This window comes from Bowdeniella nasicola (assembly GCF_001907295.1).
Classification (GTDB): Bacteria; Actinomycetota; Actinomycetes; order Actinomycetales; family Actinomycetaceae; genus Bowdeniella; species Bowdeniella nasicola.
This window is the reverse complement of record NZ_MQVR01000067.1, coordinates 1-14,612: the sequence shown is the minus strand read 5'-3', so window position 1 is coordinate 14,612 and position 14,612 is coordinate 1. Positions and strand designations below refer to the sequence as shown.

14 protein-coding genes and 1 pseudogene are annotated in these 14,612 nt (G+C 66.5%); 10 read left to right on the top strand and 5 right to left on the bottom strand.

Annotated features, from left to right (window positions below; translation table 11 throughout):
- The first annotated feature begins 34 nt into the window (after positions 1 to 34).
- Genes BSZ39_RS14840 through ispF form a run of 4 tightly spaced genes read left to right on the top strand, consistent with a single transcriptional unit; the run spans position 35 to position 2,001 of the window.
- Positions 35 to 157 carry a hypothetical protein gene (locus tag BSZ39_RS14840; protein WP_281247134.1) on the top strand — a complete coding sequence of 41 codons (123 nt, stop codon included), beginning with the start codon at positions 35 to 37 and terminating at the stop codon, positions 155 to 157.
- Positions 158 to 191: 34 nt separating this feature from the next.
- Entirely contained in the window at positions 192 to 722 is a 531-nt protein-coding gene (locus BSZ39_RS10015; protein WP_073717194.1) for a CarD family transcriptional regulator, read from the top strand.
- A gap of 5 nt (positions 723 to 727) precedes the next feature.
- A complete protein-coding gene (gene ispD, locus BSZ39_RS10010) occupies positions 728 to 1,507 on the top strand; it encodes a 2-C-methyl-D-erythritol 4-phosphate cytidylyltransferase (protein WP_245792487.1) in 780 nt (259 codons plus the stop codon).
- A gap of 5 nt (positions 1,508 to 1,512) precedes the next feature.
- On the top strand, positions 1,513 to 2,001 hold the full coding sequence (gene ispF / locus BSZ39_RS10005; RefSeq protein ID WP_073717192.1) for a 2-C-methyl-D-erythritol 2,4-cyclodiphosphate synthase: 489 nt from the start codon (positions 1,513 to 1,515) through the stop codon (positions 1,999 to 2,001).
- Here ispF and BSZ39_RS10000 read toward each other — a convergent pair.
- Positions 1,998 to 3,389 (bottom strand): MFS transporter, encoded by a 1,392-nt coding sequence (locus BSZ39_RS10000; protein ID WP_245792486.1) that lies wholly within the window; start codon positions 3,387 to 3,389, stop codon positions 1,998 to 2,000. The two genes, ispF and BSZ39_RS10000, sit on opposite strands and share 4 nt — an antisense overlap.
- Before the next feature lie 38 nt (positions 3,390 to 3,427).
- On the opposite strand from BSZ39_RS10000, the gene cysS reads away from it, so the two are divergent.
- The 4 genes from cysS to BSZ39_RS09980 all read left to right on the top strand — a co-directional run bounded on the left by cysS (position 3,428) and on the right by BSZ39_RS09980 (position 8,187).
- The gene (cysS, locus tag BSZ39_RS09995; protein ID WP_073717191.1) at positions 3,428 to 4,876 is read left to right on the top strand and encodes a cysteine--tRNA ligase; all 1,449 of its coding nucleotides are present in this window, start codon (positions 3,428 to 3,430) and stop codon (positions 4,874 to 4,876) included.
- A 25-nt stretch (positions 4,877 to 4,901) separates the two neighbouring features.
- A complete protein-coding gene (locus tag BSZ39_RS09990; protein WP_073717190.1) occupies positions 4,902 to 5,930 on the top strand; it encodes a Gfo/Idh/MocA family protein in 1,029 nt (342 codons plus the stop codon).
- A gap of 68 nt (positions 5,931 to 5,998) precedes the next feature.
- A complete protein-coding gene (gene rlmB / locus BSZ39_RS09985) occupies positions 5,999 to 6,916 on the top strand; it encodes a 23S rRNA (guanosine(2251)-2'-O)-methyltransferase RlmB (RefSeq protein ID WP_073717195.1) in 918 nt (305 codons plus the stop codon).
- Between the two features lie 65 nt (positions 6,917 to 6,981).
- Positions 6,982 to 8,187, top strand: coding sequence for a hypothetical protein (locus tag BSZ39_RS09980; RefSeq protein ID WP_073717189.1), 1,206 nt, complete (start codon positions 6,982 to 6,984; stop codon positions 8,185 to 8,187).
- A gap of 222 nt (positions 8,188 to 8,409) precedes the next feature.
- Here BSZ39_RS09980 and BSZ39_RS09975 read toward each other — a convergent pair whose 3' ends face one another.
- On the bottom strand, positions 8,410 to 9,324 hold the full coding sequence (locus tag BSZ39_RS09975; protein ID WP_073717188.1) for a hypothetical protein: 915 nt from the start codon (positions 9,322 to 9,324) through the stop codon (positions 8,410 to 8,412).
- Between the two features lie 212 nt (positions 9,325 to 9,536).
- Between BSZ39_RS09975 and BSZ39_RS09970 the strand changes: the two genes are divergently transcribed.
- Positions 9,537 to 10,052 (top strand): hypothetical protein, encoded by a 516-nt coding sequence (locus tag BSZ39_RS09970; RefSeq protein WP_073717187.1) that lies wholly within the window; start codon positions 9,537 to 9,539, stop codon positions 10,050 to 10,052.
- 630 nt (positions 10,053 to 10,682) lie between these two features.
- The gene (locus BSZ39_RS09965; protein ID WP_073717186.1) at positions 10,683 to 12,764 is read left to right on the top strand and encodes a dipeptidase; all 2,082 of its coding nucleotides are present in this window, start codon (positions 10,683 to 10,685) and stop codon (positions 12,762 to 12,764) included.
- Between the two features lie 55 nt (positions 12,765 to 12,819).
- Here the strand turns inward: BSZ39_RS09965 and BSZ39_RS09960 are convergent, their stop codons facing one another.
- From BSZ39_RS09960 to BSZ39_RS14655, 3 genes and pseudogenes are all read right to left on the bottom strand, one after another.
- Positions 12,820 to 13,818, bottom strand: coding sequence for a sugar phosphate isomerase/epimerase family protein (locus BSZ39_RS09960; RefSeq protein WP_073717185.1), 999 nt, complete (start codon positions 13,816 to 13,818; stop codon positions 12,820 to 12,822).
- Between the two features lie 11 nt (positions 13,819 to 13,829).
- Positions 13,830 to 14,027: a hypothetical protein gene (locus BSZ39_RS14660; RefSeq protein WP_158025169.1), complete on the bottom strand. Its 198-nt coding sequence runs from the start codon at positions 14,025 to 14,027 to the stop codon at positions 13,830 to 13,832.
- A 172-nt stretch (positions 14,028 to 14,199) separates the two neighbouring features.
- Positions 14,200 to 14,502: pseudogene (locus BSZ39_RS14655) on the bottom strand (Gfo/Idh/MocA family protein); the annotation flags it as partial.
- Positions 14,503 to 14,612 lie beyond the last annotated feature (110 nt).

Below are 14,612 nucleotides of genomic sequence, written 5' to 3'. Positions count from 1 at the left end.
GTGAGTTGTAGAAGATGAACTCGAGGATCACGCGGTGACCGCCCTGCTGTCCAGCACGACCACCCCGCTACACCACTATGAGGGACTCAACTCACTATCGGCCGTGCTGCGAGCCGAATCCCGCATGGTTAACGCGAAAATCCGCGTGATAGAATAGGCGAAGTTTCACGTCTTTAAGGGAGTCAATAAACGTGTCCGTTCCCTATCAGGTTGGCGAAACCGTCGTCTACCCCCACCACGGAGCCGCAACGATTGAAGAGATCAAAAAGCGCACCATTCGTGGTGAAGAAAAAACCTACCTCAAGCTGAACGTCGCCCAGGGCGACCTCACGATCGAGGTCCCGGCAGAGAACCTCGACCTCGTCGGTGTTCGCGACGTCGTGGACGAAGAGGGCCTGGAAGAGGTCTTCGACGTGCTGCGCTCCTCGCACACTGAGGAGCCGACGAACTGGTCGCGCCGGTACAAGGCGAACGTGGAAAAGATTGCCTCTGGCGATGTCATCAAGGTCGCCGAGGTTGTCCGTGACCTCTCGCGTCGCGACGCGGATCGCGGCCTGTCGGCCGGCGAGAAGCGCATGCTGTCCAAGGCCCGCCAGATCCTCGAATCCGAGGTGGCGCTCGCCGAGGAGGTCGACGAGGACAAGGCCCGCGACCGGGTCGATGAGGTCCTCGATGAGGGCGCTGACGAAGTCGCCGAAGAGACCACCGAAGAAACGAAGTAGCCCGCGTGAGCGCTGGATTGTCTTCCTGCGCTGCCGTCGTCACCGCTGCCGGCTCCGGCACCCGCCTGGGGGCCGGCATCCCGAAGGCCCTCGTGCCGCTCGCGGGACGACCGATGCTCAGCTACGCCGTTGCCGGGATGGCGCTCGCCGGCGTCACCACCATCGTCGTCACCGCGCCGGGGGATAGCCTCTGGGAGTTCGAGGCCGCCGTCCGTCCCGAGGAGCTCGCCGCTGCCGCGGCGACCGCTTGGCCCCGCACCCATATCGCGTGGCCGCGGACCACGGCCACCGCGGCCGACGTTCAGGTCGTCGCCGGTGGTGCGAGCCGCCAAGCCTCCGTGTCGGCCGGGATCGCCGCGCTGGCCGAGGTTCAGCCGCGGGTCATCCTCGTGCACGACGCGGCGCGCCCGCTCACCCCGCCCGAGCTCATCACGCGCCTCGCGAAATCCGTGACCGAGCGCACCCCGGCCGTCATCCCGGGCGTGCCTGTCGCGGATACGCTCAAGCGCGTCGACGCGTCGGGGCGCGTCGCCGAAACCGTCGATCGCAGCGTGGTACGCGCCATCCAGACGCCGCAGGCCTTCACCGCCGAGCTGCTCTCGCGCGCCCACGCCTTCGGAGCCGCCCGCACGCACGACGAGACCCTCGCCGCGACTGACGACGCGGGCCTCGTTGAGGCCATGGGGAAGCCCGTGCTCGTGATCAAGGGCAAGTGCACCGCCGCGAAGATTACGACCGCCGCGGACCTCCGCTTGGCCGAGGCGCAGCTCGCCGCACTACGCTGAGGGGCATGAGCCAGCCCATCATTCCGCGCGTGGGGATCGCGACCGATGTCCACGCGTTCGACACCGACCCGGACCGTCCCCTCATGCTCGCGTGCCTGCACTGGCCCGGTGAGATCGGGCTCGTCGGGCACTCCGATGCGGACGTCGCCGCGCACGTCGCATGCGATGCACTGTTCTCCGCCGCCGGGATCGGTGACCTCGGCACGCACTTTGGGACGGGCCGACCCGAATACGATGGCGCCTCCGGCACCCGCCTGCTCGAAGAATCAGTCCGACTAGTGACCGACGCGGGCTATGAGATCGGGAACATCGCGATCCAGATCATCGGGCAAAAACCCAAGTTCACGCCCCGCGCGGCCGAGGCCTGCCGAGTCATGAGTGACATCGTCGGCGCCCCGGTCGCGGTCTCCGCGACGACGACCGACCATCTCGGCTTTACGGGCCGCAACGAGGGCCTGGCCGCCGTTGCGACCGCCCTCGTTTACCCGCGCTAGTGGTAGCGCGACTCTGATTCCTTCACCGGCAGCAGCAGCGCGAGCCCGAGCGCGAGGACGACGATGATGCCGAAGATCCCGAACGGGGTGCCACCGCCGATGCCGTTGATCGCCTCGCCGACCATGACCGCGAGCGTGAACGCGGCGGGCGCGAGGAAGGACACCGCGCGGCCCGTCGTCGCGTAGAGGCCGAAGACCTCGCCCTCCTTGCCCTGCGGGATGATACGCGCGAGGAACGTGCGCGAGGCCGACTGGGCGGGGCCGACGAAGATGCACAAGATGAGGCCAAAGATCCAAAACATCGTCGTGCCGCCGTCGTGGAAGAAGAACACGCACAAGCCCGCGACGATCATGGACACGAGCGAGAAGATGATGACGCGCTTCGGGCCGAAGCGGTCATCGAGGCTGCCGAACGCGATCGTGGCGATACCCGCGACGACGTTCGCGGCGACGGCGAAGATGATGACATCGCCCGCGCTGAAGCCGAAGACCTTCGCGGCGATGACGCCGCCGAAGGTGAAGACACCCGCGAGGCCGTCGCGGAAGACGGCGGAGGCGAGCAGGAAGTAGACCGTGTGCCGCGAGGTGTTCCACAGTCGCTTAATGAGGCGGAAAATCTGGCGGTAGGACTCGAGGTAGGACTGCTTGTGCTCGGCCTGAGCCGGGTGCTTGGCCTGCGTCTTGCGCGCCGTGATGAACACGGGGATCGAGAACGTCAGCGTCCACAGGGCGCACAACAGCATCGTCACGCGCACATCGAGGCCGTTCTCGCTCGTGACGCCGAACCAGCCGACCTCGGGGCTGATGAGGCCGAAGTAGACGATGAGGAGCAAGACGATGCCGCCGAGGTAGCCCATGCCCCAGCCGAAGCCGGAGATCTTGCCGATGTTCTTCGGCGTCGCGATGTCGTTAAGGATCGCGTTGTAGTTCACGGAGGCGAACTCGAAGACGATATTGCCGACGCCGAGCAGGATGAGACCGAGCCACAGGCCCGGGCGCGAGGGCGTGACGAAGAACAGGCTCGCGGAGATCGCGACGACGAGCAGCGTGTTGACCATGAGCCACATGCCGCGCTTGCCCTGCCGGTCGGCCCGCTGGCCGTTGACCGGAGCGAAGAGCGCGATCGCGAGGCCCGCGACCGTCATCGCGGCGCCGAGCATCGTCTCGGGGGAGGCCTGGCCTTCCGTACCCGCGAAGCCGGGGTGGCTCGTGAGGTAGATCGTGAACACGAACGTCGTGATCACCGCGTTGAAGGCGGCCGAGCCCCAATCCCACAGCGCCCACGAGAGCACCGGGCGGGAGAACAGACCGTGGCCTTCACCGCTCGGACCGATGGCGGTCGGTGCGATGTCGGAGCTGGCGGTTGACTGAGGGGAGTTAGTCGTCACGGTCCTCACGTTAGCCCAAAGGGCCGTAGGCTGGGAGCGTGAGTGTTCAGCTGTATGATTCCGCGACAAGATCCGTCCGACCACTTGAGCCCGTCACCCCGGGCGTCGTACGTATCTACCTGTGTGGTGCCACGGTGCAGGGCTCGCCCCATATCGGGCATTTGCGCGCCGCGCTGAGCTTCGATGCCCTCGTACGCTGGCTGCGCCGTCGCGGCTACGAGGTCCACTACATTCGCAACGTCACCGACATCGACGACAAGATCCTTGCCAAGTCCGCCGAGGCCGGCTGGCCATGGTGGGCGTGGGCCATGCGTTTTGAGCGCGAATTCGCCAACGCCTATCGCGCGCTCGGCGCCGTCGAGCCGACGTATGAGCCACGCGCGACCGGCCATGTCCCCGAGCAGATCGCGATGGTCGAGCGGCTGATCGAGCGCGGCCACGCCTATGACGATGGCGCGGGCAACGTCTACTTCTCCGTCACCTCGCTGCCGGACTACGGCTCGCTGACCCGCCAGCAGCTCACCGACCTGTCGACGACGGAAGACGATTCCCAGATCGACGACGCCGTCGAGGCCGGCAAACGCGATTCGCGCGACTTCGCGCTGTGGAAGGCCGCGAAGCCGACCGAGCCCGAGACCGCCTCCTGGGATTCGCCCTGGGGCCGCGGTCGGCCCGGCTGGCACCTGGAATGCTCGGCGATGAGCTATAAGTATCTGGGCGAGACCTTCGATATCCACGGCGGCGGCATCGACCTGCGCTTCCCGCACCACGAAAACGAGCAGGCCCAGTCCCACGGCGCTGGCTACGGCTTTGCCAACATGTGGGTCCACAACGCCTGGGTGACGACCAAGGGGGAGAAGATGAGCAAATCGCTCGGCAACTCCCTCGTCGTGGCCGAACTGCTCGAGCAGGTGCCCGCGCCCGTGCTGCGGTTCGCGCTGTGCACCGTCCACCACCGCTCGACGATCGAATGGAGCTCCGAGCTCCTCGATGCGGCCGCGGCCGCCTGGGAGCGCATCACCGGCTTCGCCGACCGCGCCACCGAATACCTCGGCACCGCAAAACTCGACGCCCCAAGCGACATCGAGTCGGTTCCCGTTACGGACCTGCCCGAGGCGTTCGTCGCCGCCATGGACGACGATCTCAACGTCGCCGGGGCGCTCGCGGTCATCTGGGAGCACCTCAAGGCCGGCAACACCGCGATCGCCGAGCACGAGGTGGAAATGGTCGAGCGCGAACTGCGCCTCGTGCGCTCGATGCTCGCCGTGCTCGGTCTTGACCCGCACAGCGAGCAGTGGGCGGCGACCCATGAGACGAATAACGCAGCCCACGGCGCCCTGGACTCGCTCATCACCGATATGCTTGCAGATCGAGCCGCCGCGCGCGCCGCCAAGGATTGGGCCCGAGCCGACGCGATCCGCGACCAGCTTGCTGCCGCAGGCATCACGGTCGAGGACTCCGCCACCGGTGCCACCTGGCATCTCTAACTCATTAACTCTGTAAGGACCACTCATGCGTTTGCCGGAATCCCTGTCCGAACCCCTCGGCGATATCCATCTGCCCAGCCCGATCGACGCGCCCGCGCTCAAGTGGGGCATCATCGGCCCCGGAAATATCGCCCGCACCTTCGCCTCGCACCTGCGGCAGAACACGAACCAGGAACTCTTCGCCGTCGCCTCCCGCTCCTTCGGGCGCGCCGCCGCCTTCGCGGCCGAGTTCGACGCCGACCGCTCCTATGGCTCCTACGCCGACCTCATCGCCGATGAGGACGTCGACGCCGTCTACATCGCGACCCCGCACTCCCACCACATCGAGGTGGCGATGCAGGCGATCGCGGCCGGCAAGCCGATCCTCGTGGAAAAGTCGCTCACTGCGAACGCCAAGGACACCGAAGCACTGCTCATGGCCGCCGAAAAAGCCGGCGTCTTCGCGATGGAGGCCGTCTGGTCCCGCTTCATCACGCCGTGGGTCCTCACCCGCGAGCTCGTCCACGGCGGACACCTCGGCGAGATCGTCTCGGTCAAGTCCGAACTGTCGTCCCGCCTCACCCACGTCGAGCGCATGACGAATCCCGAACTCGCCGGCGGCGCGATCCGCGACCTTGGCGTCTACCCGCTGAACTTCGCCCAGTTCCTCCTCGGCGACGGCGAACTCGTGCACACGTCGGGCTCGCTCACCGACACCGGCGTCGAGCAGGACGCCATCATGGTGACCGATCACCGCGGCACCCTCGCGATCTCCATGTGCTCGATGCGCGGCGAGGCCCCGTCCTCCGCCGAGGTCGTCGGCACCAAGGGCTGGGTCCGCATCCCGACGCGGATGCACACGCCCGGCGCGATGCAGGTCGCGCTCGAGATCGACGGCGAGATAGTGCGCGAGAAGATCGACGCGCGCGTCACGGCCCCGTACCGCTTCGAGGCGTGCGAGGTCGCGCGCTGTGTCGAGGCCAAGAAGACCGAGTCGACCTCGATGCCGCACTGGGATTCGCGCCATATCGCAAACCTCATGGACGAGGCCCGCGCGGCGCTCGGAGCCAAGTAGGAGTCACCGTGGCCAAAGGCAACCAGCAACGCCGCGGCGCCGTCCGTAAGGAAGGCTCGAAGAAGGGCATGATCAAGGGCACGGGCGGGCACGGCCGCAAAAAGCTCCAGGGCCGCGGCCCGACCCCGAAGGCCGAGGACCGCTCCTGGCATCCCGCGGGCAAGCGCAAGGCCGCGGCCGAGCGTCGCGAGGCGGCAAAGCCGAAGAAGAAGCTGCCTGCACACCTTTCCCTGCCGAAGGACCACGAGATCATCGCGGGCCGCAACCCCGTCTACGAGGCCGTCACCGCGGGCATCCCGCTGCTGCGCGTGTTCCTCGCACCCGGCACGAAGAATGACGAGCGCCTCGCCAAGGTGCTGCGCACCGCGACGGCGCTCGGCGCTCCCATGCTCGAGGTGACGAAGTCAGAGCTCGACATGCTGAGCGAGGGCGCGACCCACCAGGGGATCGCGATCGAGGTGCCGCCGTATGAGTACGCGGACTTCGGCGAGCTCCTTGCCGACGCGCTCGAATCGGGCGAAGCGCCGCTGTTCGTCGCGCTCGACCAGGTCACCGACCCGCACAACCTCGGCGCGGTCTTGCGCAGCGCCGGCGCGTTCGGCGCGCACGGCGTCATCGTCCCCGAACGCCGCAGCGCAGGCGTCAACGCCACCGCGTGGAAGGTGTCCGCGGGCGCCGCGGCGCGCGTTCCCGTCGCCCAGGTGACGAACCTCGTGCGCGCGCTGCAGGACGCGAAGGCCGCGGGCTGTTTCGTCGCGGGCCTAGCCGGCGGCACGTCGGAGACGACGGCGACGTTCGACCTTGCCACCTCCCCGCTGGTCCTCGTGACCGGCTCGGAGGGCACGGGCCTGTCCCGCCTCGTCACCGACACCTGCGATCAGCTCGTCTCGATCCCGATTTCCCCGGCCGTCGAGTCCCTGAACGCCGCCGTCGCGACCGGGATCGCCCTGTACGACGTCCGTCGCCGACGCGAAGCCGAGTCCTAAGCCACTTCGTCCTCCCTCATTGCCCAAAATCGTGATGAAATAGGAGGGAGAGCAAGGAGGCTGCAATGTCTAACTGGTCATCGACCGAACTCGTCTTCCAGGCGGACTCCGTCGACCTGGAGCAAACCCTTCGGCATTTCAAGGTCCTCGCACGGATGGACTACCTGCCGGCGTCGGTGCGCCCGTCAGCAGCCTCCCGCGAGTGTCTTGTCACCGCCGTCATTTTGACCGACGAGCGGGGCCGGATCGCGACCGTCGCCGCGGATCGCGTTCAGGCCGGGCCCGATGCGAAGGACCTCATGCGCACGATCGCGACGCGGATGGGCTGCTCCCTGTGGGTCCCGAGCTGGGACCTCGACATCGAGCCGGTCGGCCGCCCGTCGCAGCCCAAGCCCGCCGCGAGCGAACAGCCCGACGAGACGATCACGGTCGCCGTCGTGACGCCGGCGCCGATGTCCGCGATGCCGATGTATGCCGCGGCCGTCGCGCACGACCTGTCGGTCCTCGACCTCGAGGACCGCCGCGTCGTCATGTCGACCTCGACGCGCGAGCCGATCGGTTTCGGCCACTTCGGCTGGAGCGAAGACACCCTGCCCGCGCTCGTGCTCGTGAACCACGGCGGCGAGCACACCGTGGCGCTGCACCAGTCGGAAGCGGCGTTCGCCGAGGCCGTCCACAGCTGGGACCTCGTCACCGAATACGCTTTCGGCCAGTACGACAAGCCGCCGGCCGAGGCCCAAGCGCTCATCGACGAATTCTTCACCTCCACCTCCGATGCCGAAGCGTTCGCCGCCTACGCGGGCGTGAGCGTCGACAAGATGAAGCAGGCCATGGCGCTGCCTGGCCGCCAGGGCATGGTAACGATGATCGCGCAGTTCGGCCTGCCCGGCGTCCTGTCGAAGGTCCTCGAGGGCACGATCGCGCCGCGCGATGTCCCCGGCGTCGAGACGTTCTCCCACGAGTCCTGGCGCGGTGCCATCAAGGAAACGACGCGGCTGTACATGGCCGAACAGTTCCCGACGGGCAGCGCGAGCGAGTTTTGGACCTCCTTCGGCCAGCAGGCCTTCGCCCATCCGCGGATGCGCTATGCGCTCGCGGGCGGCGGCGCCCTCCTCGGTGCGCTCCTGCTGCGAAGCGCGTTGAAGACCGGCGGCAAGGTGCGCGGCATCGCCGGGGCATTGTTCATCGCCGACGCGATCTCCAACGTCGTCCTGCCGCCGCTCATCGCGAAGTGGATGGCCGAAGAAGCCGACCAGTACCCGCAGCCCTGAACCGCCTAGACGACGATGGTGCTCATCGGCCTGTGGGTCGCGACGATCGTCGCCATCGGCGTCATCTTCTGGATCAATCAGCGCGTGCCCGGCAGCGTCGAGCGCTACGGCATTATCGCCCTGCTCATCTTACGACAATCGCGTGGCACCCGCGGATGGAACGCCGCCGCACCGAAGTTGCCCGGCTCATGGCGGCTCTCGCGCATCCGAGCAGTGCAGCGCTTATACGTTCGTGGGCATTTGATCGATGAATTCCTCGATGAGGTAGTTGCGCACGTCGGTGAAGTTCTCGATCGGGTCTTCCTCTTCGAGCTCACCCCACACCCAGCAGTTGACCTGGCCGTTTAAGCGCAGCATCGCATCGAACGCGAGCTCGTCGAGATCGGCCTTGTTCCCGCCCCACATGAACATGCTGAGGTGGAACACCTGGCGCTCGGGCGCTGAGTGCTGGGCGCCCGATTGGAAGAGCTCCGCGTAGCTGTCGGTGAGGAGTTGTTGGACGGTTTCGTCTTCGAACACTTCCTCGTCGGCCTCGCCGAACGTCATGTCTTCGACGGCGGTGAAGTAGTCCCAGCGCTCACCGACGCAACGCGGCAGCGCTTCCATGCTGCTGTAGTGCCACGGGGCCTGCGCCCGCCGCCGCGCCGCCAGCGCGAACGCCTCGTCGCGGTCGAGGGCGAGGCCGGACTGCCACTGGACGAGCGGCGTGACATCCGCGGCATCCGTGAACTGCTCGCGCGCCTGCGCTAAGTAGTGCCCAAAACCGCGTGCTGCGTCCTCGCTCGTATCGGCGCTGAGCTCGTAGCCGCGGGCCAGCGCAGACTCGGGACGGGGGTCGTCCTCGAGGGCCGCGATCCATCGTCGCGCGATCATCTCGTAGCTGTCATCGTCGATATTCGTCCGCGCCGGATCGTTAGTGGACCCGTCCGACATGCTGGTGAGGAGCTCGGTGCGCAGTTCGATCGGGGTCTGCTGGTAGAGCGCGTGCAGATCATCGATGTCGACCGCTGAGCGCACGAGCATCGGGTCGGAGCGGAACGCGAACGTCGTGGGTCGGGCAAAGCGGGGCGTGGGTGCGCGATCGATCGCTTCTTGGATCCGCGGAGCGGGATTACGGAACCGGCTGAAAAGGCCCATCGGTCTGCTCCTTAGACAACACCTGGAAAGGGACGCACGCGTCGCGCTAGGACACACTTTTCAGAGCGGGACCCGCATCGGGATCAGCCCCAGAGTGATGACGAAAAACCGATAATCTGCCTGGCGACACAGTGGTTTTCACGGCTGGAAGTTGTCCCTATGCTGGCCCTGGCGCCACGACCTTCTCGCGGCACTACGTCCAAGGAGCAGCCGTGCTTCGTTTCGTCTATTTTGGTGCGCTCGGCATGCTCGCCGCTGCCGGTCTCCTCATCGCCTCAGGTCACGTGTCGATCGCCGGGTGGGTCGGCGGCGTCGGCAGCGCGCTCGTGATTGCGACGTCGGTCCTGTTCATCCACGTGTTCGCCACGCGCCACGAGGTGCGCGCGAGCGAACCGCAGATTCGCAGCGCGATCGCGGCCGGCCGGGGCGCGCTCGTACGCATCGATGCGATTTCGGAAACCGGCGTGATCATCAACGAGCGGCACGTGTGTGCCCTGACGCTCACGGTGCAGCCACGCGGTGGGCGCGCGTTTCGAACGATCATCTCCCGACGCATCTCCGCGCTCGAGATGCCGCAGTTCCAGCCCGGCACGACCCACCCGGCCGTGGTCCTCACGCCCGACGGACCCGAGACCGTGATCGTGTCCACGCCCGACCTGCTGCGCGAACTGAACCCCTGGCTGACAAATCTCCAGGTGCCGCCGGCCGAATCGGTCGGGGACATCTAGCGGATCCCCGTGGGCGTCGTGCGCGCCGATGGGACGCGCCGCGCGCCATTTGTCGGCCACGGACGCAAGGGGCGGGCCGTGCGGGTGGTGGCGTATGTGGTGGCCTTCTTCCTCGGGCTCACCATCCCGCTCGCGCTCACGCCGCGAACCTTCGGCTATGTCGCGCACGCGATCTCGCACGGGCGCCTGGTCAACTCGCCGTGGGACGCGGAGTCCGTCGACAAACAATTGGCCGGTCTTCGTGCGGAAGGGCCGGGCCGACACGTCTTTTCGGGGATCGTTCCAGCTCTCCCAGGTCTCCTGGCGCGCCCTCGATCCGCTCTTGAAAGACGTGCGGGCACGCATCGCCGACAGCGCGATGGAGGTCGTGAGCGTCCACATCAACCGGGGGGAGCGGACCTCACTTCCTCATCTACGCGCACGGCATCGATGGCACCGTGACGTTCCGCGCCGATGCGGACGGCTCGAACCTCACACGCGTTTCAGGGGACCTGCCCTAACCGCGGACGTGAGGCGCGACACTAGGGCCTAAGTCCCCTCCGAGCGAGCGCGCGCCCGGCGTACGGTGTATGTGGACCCACCCCTAGGTCCGCTATGCGACGAGGCATAACCATCGATCCAGGAGAAGCTGTGAAGAGAGCGACCACGCTGTCTGCTGCCTTGATCACGCTGCTCGCGAGCCTGCTGTTTGGCAGCTCCGTGTGGGCGTGTACCGGTGTCATTATTGGCGCCGACCTGACAGAAGACGGCTCGGCCATTTTCGGCCGGACAGAAGACCTAGAACAAAACCATCCGAAACGGCTCATCGTCAACGAGGCGGGTAAGTACCCCGCGGGCAAGGCCATCGTCGGTGCGGAAACCGGCGTGAGCTACACCCAGGAGAAGGACTCCCTGAAGTTCACCTCCGTCTCCGACATCACCCCGGCCGAGGGCCGCTTCGATGAGGCTGGCTTCAACTCCGCCGGTGTCGCGGTCGACGCGACGGTCTCGGCGAAGGCCAACAAGAAGATTCTCAGTGTCGACCCGTACACCAAGCAGGGCTGGACCGAGGGCGTCCTCGCGACCGTCCTGCTCGCGAACTCCACCAGCGCGAAGGACGCGATCGACCGGATGGCCGCGCTCGTCGAAAAGGACGGCGCCTCCGAAGGCAATATCCTCGTCGTCGGTGACAAGACCGACGTGTGGTACATGGAGATCTACTCCGGCCACCAGTACGCGGCCATGAAGTACCCGCGCGATAAGTTCTCGGTCTACCCCAACACGTTCTACCTCAACCGCGTGAATTGTGCGGATAGCGCGAACTTCGTGTGTTCCAAGGACCTGATCAAGACCGCGAAGGACGCCGACAGCTATGTCGAGACCGGCGGCCAGTTCGACCCCGCCGCGAGCTACCGCCCGGGCATGACGGCCGGTAACGCCTCGCGTTCCTACTCCGGCATCAAGGCGCTCGATCCCGGCTCGAAGGTAACCCTCGATCAGGACTCCTACGCGCTGCTGCAGACCCCGAGCAAGAGCTTCAAGAAGCTCTCCATCGCCGATGTCATGGCGATGCAGCGCAACCGCTTCGAAGGCGTCGATGACACGCTCGCCAAGCTCAGCGAAAAGGTCGTCGACGATCACGGTATGAAGGGTGCCGACGGGAAGCCTGTCGAAGGCGCTCATTACCCGATCGGTAACACCAACACGATGGAAGCCCACATCTTCCAGATCCCGAAGAGCGGAATGCCCAAGGAGATCCCGGGCACGCTGTGGCAGACCATCGGCACGCCGCAGGGCGCGCCCTACATGCCCTACTACGGCAACATCGATCAGACGATCGAGCCCATGCAGTCGACGTCCAAGGACCCGAGCGACATGAGCTCCTACTACTGGCTCGCGAGCGCCGTCAACAAGTTCGTCAATGCCGACCGCGCGACCGTCGCCGGTCCGGTGCGCGAGTACCTGAACGCGTTCGAGGCACCCCTGATCGCCGCCCGTAGCGCGGAAAACATTGAGCTCGTCACGAAACATGCCGCCGACCCGGAGGTTGCTACGTCCTGGGCCAATGCGATCTTCCTGCGTGCCGCTGAGGAGTCGTACAACAACCTGAAGGCCCTGCTCGAGTCGTTGAAGGTCTACAACACCGAACACCAGCTGAAGGCCGAAGACGGCAGCTACGTGACGGTCGCGCCGAAGCAGGTCGTGCTCCCGACCCAATTCGTTGCGCATCGCGACGAGCTTCCCAACCCGCCGAAGGGCACCAAGGTCTACGGAACGTGGAGCGTGGAGCTCCTGCAGCACATGCCCTGGGGCAAGATGGACCACGTCCAGCCGAACGGCAAGGTGACGGTCAGCCTCAAGTACGACGGTGACGCCGAGGGAGCTGAGCTCTGGTTGCTGAAGGGCGGTGAGGAGAACCACACTGTTATACCGCACACCGTGAAGGACGGCTTCCTCACGTTCGAAACCGATACGTTAGGTGCCTTCGCCCTCGCGAAGCGTGACGTTCCGAGCCCGGATCCGACGACCGAACCGACGGCTGACCCGACGGTCGCGCCGACCACCGCGCCGGCTCCGACCGCGGCCCCGGCGCCGCAGCCGACGGGCAAGGCTCCGGTCAAGCCCGGTATCCCGCGTACCGGTGGCAACGTGGTCGCACTCGCCCTGATCGCGCTCGGCGCGGTCACGGGTGGCGGTATCCTCGTCGCACGGCGCCGTAGCTCCGAGAGCTAAGACGCCAGCACAAAGCCGGGGACGCGCAGCGCGCACCCCCGGCTTTTGTGTTGCCCTAGTGAGCCTTGGCGGCCTCGATGAGGACCTCGGCACCCTTGGCCAGCCCCTCCAGCTGGCTGTAGGCGCCGTCCTCGTGCTCGATCGCGATGTTCATGTTCGGATCGATCGCCGCGATCTTTTCGACGAACGTCGTCCACCACGCGAGGTCATGCCCGGCCCCGACGTGCACGAAGCGCCACGCGGGATCCTGCGGCCACACCTGGCACCAGTGCGCCATGCCCGAGGGGTAGCGGTCGGCCTCGTTTTCCGGCGGCCGCCCAAAGCTCGTGTCGAGCACGCCCTTGGTCGCCACGCCCGGCTCGATCGCCGTGTCCTTGGCATGCACGTGGTAGATGTGCTCGCCGAGCAGGTCGATGCACGCGAAGATATCTATGCCCTGCCACATGAAGTGCGACGGATCCATGTTGACGGCGACGTTCTCAAGCTTGGTCTTGTCGATGAACTTCATGAAGCCATGCGGTGTGAAGATCGTGTTGTGCGGGTGCAGTTCCCACGCGAGCTTCACACCGGCTTCGCTGGCGCGGGCATCCATCTCGCGCCAGAACGGCTCGAGGACGGAAAGCTGATAGTCGAGCACCTCGCCGTAGACGCCGTCCCACGGGTTCACGACCCACGACGGGTAGAGCGCCTGCGGATCCGAGCCGAGGGCACCCGACATGCACACGATTTCACGGACCCCGAGTTTGCCCGCGAGCTCGATCGCGCGCTTCAAGTCGTAGGTGTGTCGCGGCCCGATGTCCGGCAGCGGGTTGAGCGGATTGCCCGACGTGTTCAACCCGACAAGCGTCATGCCCTTATCGGCGAACAGGCCGAGGTAGTCCTCGCGCGCCGCCTGCGAACTGATGAGCAGGTCGACGTGGCAGTGGAGCGACGGCACGAAGCCGCCGACGTTGACCTCGGCGCCCGTAAGGCCGTTGGACTTCAGGATGTCGAGCGCCTCGGCGAGCGGGTAGTTGGCAAGGCAGGCAGTGTACGCGCCAAGAGTGAGAGCCATGGGGTGTCCTTTCAGTCGATCTCGATGGCGCTGCCACCTGCGGTAGCCGAGCGGACGATGGCGTCTTGGATGCGCATGGCGCGGTAGCCGTGCGCGAAGGTCGGAACGGGCGGCAGCCCCTCGTCGATCCCGAGGACCTGATCCAAGAACGCGCGCGCCTGGTAGGTGAACTGGTCGATCTGGGTGACTCCGACGCACGCGAAGGCCATCGACGAGCCGTCCTTGAAGTACGGGAACCATCGGCCCGACGAGGACGCGGCGCATGCCCTGCAGGTCCTGCGGCGCGCTGTCGTCGCTCAGCAGGATCTCGCCCGCGCGGGACATGTCGAATCGGGCGCGGCCCTTGGAGCCGAGGACCTCGAACGCGAGGCCGTTGGCGTCCCCGAACGCGACGCGCGAGACGGAGAACGTGCCCATCGAGCCGTCGACGAACTCGGCGTTGAAGGACGCGATGTCGTCGTTTTCTACTACCTCGGTCGCCTCCGCGGCGACGGACAGGCCACGGTCGCCGGCGATGCCCTCCTGTGCGGGCGGGCGCTTCTTGATGACGGTCGCGAACCGGCCGCCGGATACGGTGCGGATCGGGCCGCAGATGAAATCGGCGATGTCGATGAGGTGAGAGCCGACATCCCCGAGTGCGCCGGAGCCCGCGGGGCCGCGGTAGCGCCAGGCGATCGGTGTCATCGGGTCCAGGCCGTAATCGGTCAAGTCCCTTGTAGTGGTGTAACGGCGTTTTCCTCTCGTTTGGGGTTTTAGCTTGCTAGTGCGGGCGTGTCGGTATCGGTCATGGTCGT

Coding starts and splice junctions, on each gene's coding strand:
- BSZ39_RS09975 (WP_073717188.1), bottom strand. CDS start 9,324: ATGGGCCTTTTCAGCCGGTTCCGTAATCCCGCTCCGCGGATCCAAGAA.
- ispF (WP_073717192.1), top strand. CDS start 1,513: ATGAGCCAGCCCATCATTCCGCGCGTGGGGATCGCGACCGATGTCCAC.
- BSZ39_RS14660 (WP_158025169.1), bottom strand. CDS start 14,027: ATGGCCTTCGCGTGCGTCGGAGTCACCCAGATCGACCAGTTCACCTAC.
- BSZ39_RS09990 (WP_073717190.1), top strand. CDS start 4,902: ATGCGTTTGCCGGAATCCCTGTCCGAACCCCTCGGCGATATCCATCTG.
- BSZ39_RS09980 (WP_073717189.1), top strand. CDS start 6,982: ATGTCTAACTGGTCATCGACCGAACTCGTCTTCCAGGCGGACTCCGTC.
- rlmB (WP_073717195.1), top strand. CDS start 5,999: ATGATCAAGGGCACGGGCGGGCACGGCCGCAAAAAGCTCCAGGGCCGC.
- BSZ39_RS09960 (WP_073717185.1), bottom strand. CDS start 13,818: ATGGCTCTCACTCTTGGCGCGTACACTGCCTGCCTTGCCAACTACCCG.